This is a genomic window from uncultured Bacteroides sp. (assembly GCF_958445495.1).
Classification (GTDB): Bacteria; Bacteroidota; Bacteroidia; order Bacteroidales; family Bacteroidaceae; genus Bacteroides.
Genome location: NZ_CAUCSQ010000090.1, coordinates 1 through 7923 on the forward strand (window position 1 = coordinate 1; position 7923 = coordinate 7923).

Here is a 7923-nt window from a genome sequence, read left to right on the forward strand (position 1 = left end):
TCATAAAAAACACCCCAAAAGTTTTTTGTCTAACTTTTGGGGTGCACTTCAAAACAGGAAAGAGACAGTCTCATTTCATTAATTATCTTTTAACCGGTTCGTTTTCCTTATTCTAGTCTGCGGGAACCGTCACCGATAACTACGTCATATACTTTCGGGCTTCTGCCGAATTTCGCTTTGAAAGCCGCTTTGGTTTTCTCAACGAAGTTGTCGTATAATTCGTTCTTAACAAGGTTGATGGTACATCCACCGAAACCGCCGCCCATAACACGTGAGCCTGTTACCCCGTGTTCTTTGGCACAGTCATTCAAGAAGTCGAGTTCTTCACAACTTACCTCATACAGTTTGCTCATACCATGATGAGTCTCGTACATTTTTTTACCTACGGTTTCGTAATCGTCTTTTTCCAGAGCCTCGCAAACGTCGAGTACACGTTGAATTTCTTCAATTACATATTCCGCACGCATGTAATCTTCAGCGCTGATGTCAGCTTTTGCCTCTTCCAGCATTTCCATCGTACAGTCACGCAGGAATTCTACATGCGGATGTTTTTTCTGGATAGCGGCAACGGCAGCCTCACAGCTTTGGCGACGTTTATTATATGCGGAAGAAGCGAGCTCATGTTTTACTACCGAATCCATCAGAACCAGGCGATACCCCTCCGGATGGAACGGGAAATACTGATATTCCAGTGAACGGCAATCCAGACGAATCAAACTGCCGGCTTTTCCGAATACAGAAGCAAATTGGTCCATAATACCGCAATTTACGCCGCAATAATTATGTTCCGTAGCCTGACCTACCTTTGCTAATTCGAATTTGTCAATCTTATTATCACCGAAAAGGTCGTTCAATGCAAAAGCATAAGTACTTTCCAATGCAGCGGATGAAGACATTCCCGCACCCAGAGGCACATCACCAGCAAAAGCGGTATTAAATCCTTTTACGTCTACACCCCGTTTTATCATCTCACGACATACGCCGAAGATATATCTTGCCCAGCTTGCACGCGGAGCATCTTCCTCATTCAATCCGAATTCTACATAATCTTTTAAATCGATAGAGTAAGCTCTTACTTTATTCGTACCGTTCGGTTTGATTTCAGCAATCATACCTTTGTCTACTGCGCCTGGGAAAACAAATCCACCGTTGTAGTCAGTGTGTTCGCCAATCAGGTTAATACGGCCCGGAGAAGCATATAGAAATCCTGTAGTTCCGTCAAAGTGTTTAATAAAACGACTTCTTACGAATTCTGTATCCATGATATTTATGTTTTAAAGGGTAAATAATTAAAGAAATTGCAAATCGCAGATTTATAAATTACGAATTGCGAAACATCCGCTTGGCAATTCGTAATTTAATATGATTGAAAATTTTTATTCTACCGGAATGTCCTTATTTACATTCTTGCAGCCTACCAGACCGTAGAACAATAAGTAGGCAAGTGCGGCGATAATCAGCCAGTAACTAGCCATATAACCTACAGAGTCAGAGATGGACTGTTGGATTAGAGGCAACACCCCGCCGCCTACAACCATCATCATGAAAATACCCGAAGCCTGTGCCGTATATTTTCCCAGACCTTCTACTGCAAGATTGAAAATACCACCCCACATGACAGAAGTGCAAAGACCGCAAAGGACAAGGAATAATGCGCTGACAGGTACTTGCGCCATCATAAAGCCTTCACCTACCGTATATCCCGGCATTGATACAGTCACATCTTTTGGAGTGAAGATAGCGATCAATACGAAAACAATGGCGGTAGCAGATACTACAATCAACTGTGCGCGGCTTGAAACCTTACCGCTGATAGCGCTACTTGCAGTACGTCCGACTAGCATCAACAGCCAATAAATAGCAGCGATAGCACCGCCGATGGCAGCACCGTTTGTCAGAATACCCGCCCCCTTGTCGCTGGCGTCGGCAAGATAGAAATTCAATGTACCCGGAATACCGATTTCAATACCTACATAGATAAAAATACCGATTACACCCAATACAGTATGGCGGAAACTCCAGGGACTGTGAGAGAACTTTTCCTTTTTGGCTCCGTTCTTCTGAAGATGCGGCTCGGGGATAGAAACAAATGAGATAACGATGAATGCAGCAACAAACACGCCCATAGCGACGAAAAGGAGAGGAGCGACGTCCGACATGGCAGTCTTGTCAGTTACCGTGCCGATTAAAGCACCTACAAAAAGAGGAGTCAGCGTACCGGACAAAGAATTAAGAGCGCCGCCAGTCTGGATTAACTGGTTACCTTTGTTACCACCGCCGCCAAGAAGATTTAACATCGGGTTAACCACAGTGTTAAGCATACAAACACAGAAACCGCAGATGAATGCTCCCAGCAGATAAATGATGAAATTTAATTGGATAATATATTCCCCGAAAGCGAACACCTCGGTGCCTGCTCCGAATAGACTGGAAAGATACTGTGTGAACAAACCTAAGAAACCTACCGCCATTGCAATCAATGCAGTCTTCTTATAGCCGATTTTAACGAGCATATTACCAGCAGGAATTCCCATAAACAGGTAAGCGAGGAAGTTCATCATATTTCCCATCATGCCTAAGGTATTCGAGCCCGCATATTCATTCCTCCAGATTGTACCGAATGGTGCAGCCAGATTTGTCACGAAAGAGATCATCGCAAAGATGAAGAACATCGTAATGATTGCGACGAGATTACCGTTCTTTTTTTCTTGTGTCATGGTTCTAAAAAAAATGTTAGTTTATAAAATTAGGTTAGTTATTTTTTAGCAATTATTCTTCTACGGAAAACTTGTAAATAGTGATTTGCTGGTATTCATCTCCGGGTAGTAAAGTCGCCGACGGGAAATGAGGCTTGTTCGGTGTATCCGGGAAACATTGCGCTTCGAAACAGATGGCGCTTCTCGCAGGGAAAGTAGCCCCGTGAGCACCTTCGAATCCGTTCAGCCAGTTACCTGTGTAAAGCTGTACTCCGGCTTCGGTGGTGTACACTTCCATGACACGCCCGCTTTCCGGGTCCTTGCAAGTAGCTGCCAAGTCAAGCGAACCGTTTTCCGCTTTGTTCAATACATAACAGTGGTCGTAACCCGCACCGAAAATAAGCTGTTGGAATTTGTCGTTAATGCGTTCGCCTACGGCATGCGGAGTACGGAAGTCCATCGGTGTACCTTCCACTTTGGCAATTTCTCCGGTCGGAATGGAAACTTCGTCAACAGGCGTATAAAAATCGGCGTTAATGGTAACGATGTGATTGTCAATGGTAGGAGTGGGATTGGAAATGCCGGCGAGATTGAAGAAACCGTGGTTGGTAAGGTTTACCACTGTGGCTTTATCGGTAGTGGCGCGGTATTCGATATTCAATGCGTTGACCTCTTCCTCCAGCCGGTAAGTCATTTCTATCTCCAGTTTACCGGGAAATCCTTCTTCCCCGTCGGCAGAAACATAATTAAACTGCACTGTACCTTCGTCAATCATCCTTGCATCCCATACGCGGGCGTGGAAACCGGTCGGTCCTCCGTGTAAAGAGTTGGGACCGTTGTTGATAGTCAGTTCATGTTCCTCGCCGAACAAAGTGAATTTTCCTTTAGCAATACGGTTACCGTAACGTCCGATTGTTGTGCTTAAGAAAGGTTCCGGGCTGTTGATTACGTGGTCGATACTGTCATGTCCGAGAATTACATTGGCATATTTGCCATTTTTGTCCGGTACCATAATTGAAAGAATGGCGCATCCGTAATTTGTTACGGCTACTTCCATTCCCTTCTTGTTTTTGAGGATAAATAAGTCTGTTTTCTTATCGTTTATATCCTTTTGAAAATCTTTCCGGCTGAGCCCTGAAAGATTATCCTCTGTTGGGAATGTGTTATTCATGTCTGGTATTATTAATAATTTTCTTGCAAATAAAGGCAAATTCTTTCTTACTCACAAATTATTCGGACTAAATATAACAGGTGCTTTAGGAAAGTTTAGCGTTATAACTTCCGGTTTCCTCATTTAGAATGTAATTCTTTTCCGGAAAAAGAAAATTCATCTTCCTTTTGTTAAAAACTAAAGTATTTTTTGTATGTTTGTTCCCGGATTGTTACAATCCGAACAAATTTAATCTAAGTTTATAACAAGAAAAACAAAAATGTATCCATTAAAATTCGAACCGATTCTGAAGCAGACGCTTTGGGGCGGCGACAAGATTATTCCGTTCAAGCATTTAAGTTCAGACTTGAAAGGAGTAGGAGAAAGCTGGGAGATTTCCGGCGTTGAAAACAATGAATCCGTTGTGGCTAATGGCCCGGATAAAGGTTTGAACCTTACCGACATGGTGAAAAGATACCGTGAAGAACTGGTCGGTGAAGCGAACTATGCCCGTTTCGGCAACAAATTTCCGTTGCTCATTAAATTTATCGATGCCAGACAGGATTTGTCCATTCAAGTGCATCCGACGGACGAGTTGGCGAAAAAACGCCACAATTCGATGGGTAAAACAGAAATGTGGTATGTGGTAGATGCTGATAAAGGAGCTAAGCTGCGTTCAGGATTTTCCGAACAGATTACTCCGAAAGAATATAAAGAACGTGTGCTGAACAATACGATTACCGATGTGTTGCAAGAATATGAAATCCATCCGGGCGACGTCTTTTTCCTTCCGGCAGGACGTGTGCACAGTATAGGGGCAGGTGCATTTATTGCTGAAATCCAGCAGACTTCCGACATTACGTATCGTATTTATGATTTTAATCGTAAAGATGCGAATGGCAAAACACGCGAGCTTCATACAGACCTGGCACGTGAGGCCATCAATTATGAAGTGTTGGACGATTATCGTACGAAATACGAATCGTTGAAAGACGAACCGGTAGAACTGGTTGCCTGTCCGTATTTTACAACCTCTCTGTATGACATGACCGAAGAAATCAGTTGCGATTACTCGGAACTCGATTCATTTGTAATTTTTATTTGCATGGAAGGAAAATGCAAAATGAAGGATAATGAAGGCAATGAATTGACGGTGGGTGCCGGAGAGTCTGTCCTGTTCCCGGCCACTACCCAAGAGCTTATCATTACTCCTGAAAATGGAAATGTGAAGTTATTGGAAACCTATGTATAATACGTAGTAAATAGCGATACGTATAAAGGAACTTTTTTTCGATAGCGATATCATATATTACCGCCACAGATAACACCGAGGCTTACAGATTGTAGAAAAGCAATCTGTTTTAATACCGGTGTAATCTGTGGCGTATATTTTGAAAACCTTTTTTCATGCCGGCACATAATTCTCCGAGCTCATATTTTCTCGGTGGCAAACATAAATATACAAACTGGAGCCTGTTAAGATGGTGCAATGTATCCGTAAAAATCAATTGCAACATATCGTTCCAAGGTCATCGTATAATGAAATTTTGTTCACAGTCAACTGAATTGAAACGACCGGGATTGCTCCAATACTTTTTGAAATCGTTTCTGGGTTAAACACAGCCAACTGCGGGGTTCTTTTACAGCGTTCTTGTCTGTAATTACATACAGTATCCCTTTATTTGTTATATAGTAAAACAGTATGTAGAAATTAACAAGGATAGGGCTGAATTATAATTTCACAGCGATACATAAATCTGTGAATATCTCATATAAGCTTTGAAAAAATAGCCGAATACCCTCTGTTATAACAAATATGCAGTGAAAATATCGTTGAAATCATCTTTTTCAATAATATGAATGATAAAATCGGAAAAGTTATAAACCGTTTATATACAATATGTTATACAACTTCTATTTTCTATCCATATCTACAACTACATTTCCTATTACAAAAGCCTGTAATTTCGGGATTTTATAATGTTTAAATATGTTAAATGTTGAAATATACCTCAATCGGTGTACTGCAAACCTGCAAAAAGATTTGTTTTTTTGCCGCTTGCCAAATAGTATATATAAAATAACTAATGTAAATGATGAGTAAAAATGGATTCAGCCGATGTGGAGAAGTCTATATCGGTCATTTGAGAAGGGAGGGACGTTATTCTACGGCACATGTCTACAAAAATGCCCTTTCTTCTTTTAGAAAGTTCTGCGGCACATTTAACGTGTCGTTTAAGCAAGTAACTCGTGACTGTTTGCGACGTTACGGACAGTATCTTTATGAATGTGGGCTGAAGCCCAATACGGTTTCTACTTACATGCGTATGCTTCGTAGTATTTATAACCGGGGAGTGGAATTAGGAGATGCTCCTTATATTCCCCGGTTATTCCGTGACGTATATACCGGAGTAGATATCCGGCAGAAAAGAGCCTTGCCTGTTGCCGAGTTACGTAAATTGCTGTATGAAGACCCGAAATCGGAGCGTCTACGTCGAACACAGGCCATTGCAGCCTTGATGTTTCAACTTTGCGGAATGTCATTTGCTGATTTGGCCTATTTGGAAAAGTCAGCTTTAGACCGGAATATATTGCGTTATAACCGTGTCAAAACTAAAACACCTATGAGTGTGGAGATTCTGGATACCGCCAAAGAAATGATTAATCGACTTCGGAACAATCAAACTTCTAAACCGGATTATCCCGATTATTTGTTTGATATTCTTCGTGGCGACAAGAAACGGAAAGACGAAAGGACTTATCGGGAATACCAGTCTGCATTGCGTGGATTCAATAATTGTTTGAAAGATTTGGCAAGAACTTTACATTTGAGTTCTCCCGTCACTTCTTATACCCTTCGGCATTCTTGGGCTACGACAGCCAAATATCGCGGAGTACCTATTGAAATGATAAGTGAATCATTAGGCCATAAATCTATAAAGACAACACAAATCTATCTGAAAGGCTTTGAACTTGGAGAACGGACGGAGGTAAATAGAGGGAATTTATCTTACGTGAGGAATTGCTGTGTAAGTAAATGGTGAATTTGTAAGATATTGATAACCAGTATTAAAATATGTGCGTTACTTCTTAGGTAACGGAAATAAATTTGACGCAAAGATAGACAAAAACATAGATAGCAAACAAGTATTTCTTTATTTTTTTTCGTTTTATTTGAGATTTCGGATAAAAGACTTCTTGAACATGAAATACCATTATTTTCATGCTCTCTAAATTCTATTGCTTAACTTCAAAAATCTTTCGATAGATATTAAGCAATCCCCTACTTGTACCCTATTCATATCGTATGATTTTCCTTTTTTATTGATGTATACACCCTGTGTATTTATTTCCGTTACCTAAGAAGTAACGGATTTCTATGGGGTAAAAAAGTATGATTCAAAGACAAGAAGGAGCTTTAATTGCTGGGCCTATTTATGGGACAGGGGAAGGCGTAGCACACCCAAGACGTTGGTATGTCGCGTTGGTCCGTATGCATCACGAGAAGAAGGTTTGCGAGCGTTTGGGCAAGATTGGTATCGAGAGTTTCGTGCCGGTTCAACAGGAGGTTCACCAGTGGAGTGACCGCCGCAAGGTTGTGGAATCCGTATTGCTTCCCATGATGGTTTTTGTCCATGTTACTCCTGAGGAGCGTAAGGAGGTTCTTTCTTTTTCTACCGTAAGCCGCTATCTGGTAATGCGTGGTGAGAGCAGTCCTACCGTAATTCCTGACGACCAGATGGCTCGTTTCCGTTTTATGCTGGACTATTCTGATGATGTGATTTCGATGAACAGTTCTCCTTTGGCACGTGGCGAGAAGGTCCGTGTCATCAAGGGTCCTTTAAGGGGTTTGTTGGGTGAGTTGGTCACTGTTGACGGCAGGAGTAAGATTGCTGTCCGTCTGAATATGTTGGGTTGTGCTTGTGCGGATATGCCGGTGGGGTATGTGGAACCGGTCAGAGGTTGAACGTGAGATTCTATTTCCTTGTCCGTTTCCGTAATATTAAAAATACTTTTGGGGGTATAATTTTTCTTATATACTGTAATGGAAAAAACATTAAGGGGTATCGTCCAATA

6 protein-coding genes are annotated in these 7923 nt (G+C 41.6%); 3 read left to right on the plus strand and 3 right to left on the minus strand.

Annotated elements, in window-relative coordinates; all coding sequences use genetic code 11:
* Positions 1–107 precede the first annotated feature (107 nt).
* The 3 genes from galK to Q5076_RS17590 all read right to left on the minus strand — a co-directional run bounded on the left by galK (position 108) and on the right by Q5076_RS17590 (position 3867).
* Entirely contained in the window at positions 108–1262 is a 1155-nt protein-coding gene (gene galK, locus Q5076_RS17580) for a galactokinase (RefSeq protein ID WP_303015077.1), read from the minus strand.
* A gap of 114 nt (positions 1263–1376) precedes the next feature.
* Entirely contained in the window at positions 1377–2717 is a 1341-nt protein-coding gene (locus tag Q5076_RS17585) for an MFS transporter (protein ID WP_303015078.1), read from the minus strand.
* Between the two features lie 52 nt (positions 2718–2769).
* Positions 2770–3867 (minus strand): aldose epimerase family protein, encoded by a 1098-nt coding sequence (locus Q5076_RS17590; RefSeq protein WP_303015079.1) that lies wholly within the window; start codon positions 3865–3867, stop codon positions 2770–2772.
* Positions 3868–4126: 259 nt separating this feature from the next.
* On the opposite strand from Q5076_RS17590, the gene Q5076_RS17595 reads away from it, so the two are divergent.
* The 3 genes from Q5076_RS17595 to Q5076_RS17605 all read left to right on the plus strand — a co-directional run bounded on the left by Q5076_RS17595 (position 4127) and on the right by Q5076_RS17605 (position 7813).
* The gene (locus Q5076_RS17595) at positions 4127–5098 is read left to right on the plus strand and encodes a type I phosphomannose isomerase catalytic subunit (RefSeq protein WP_303015081.1); all 972 of its coding nucleotides are present in this window, start codon (positions 4127–4129) and stop codon (positions 5096–5098) included.
* Positions 5099–5939: 841 nt separating this feature from the next.
* Positions 5940–6890 carry a tyrosine-type DNA invertase cluster 3b gene (locus tag Q5076_RS17600; protein WP_303015083.1) on the plus strand — a complete coding sequence of 317 codons (951 nt, stop codon included), beginning with the start codon at positions 5940–5942 and terminating at the stop codon, positions 6888–6890.
* A 350-nt stretch (positions 6891–7240) separates the two neighbouring features.
* A complete protein-coding gene (locus tag Q5076_RS17605) occupies positions 7241–7813 on the plus strand; it encodes a UpxY family transcription antiterminator (RefSeq protein WP_303015085.1) in 573 nt (190 codons plus the stop codon).
* Positions 7814–7923 lie beyond the last annotated feature (110 nt).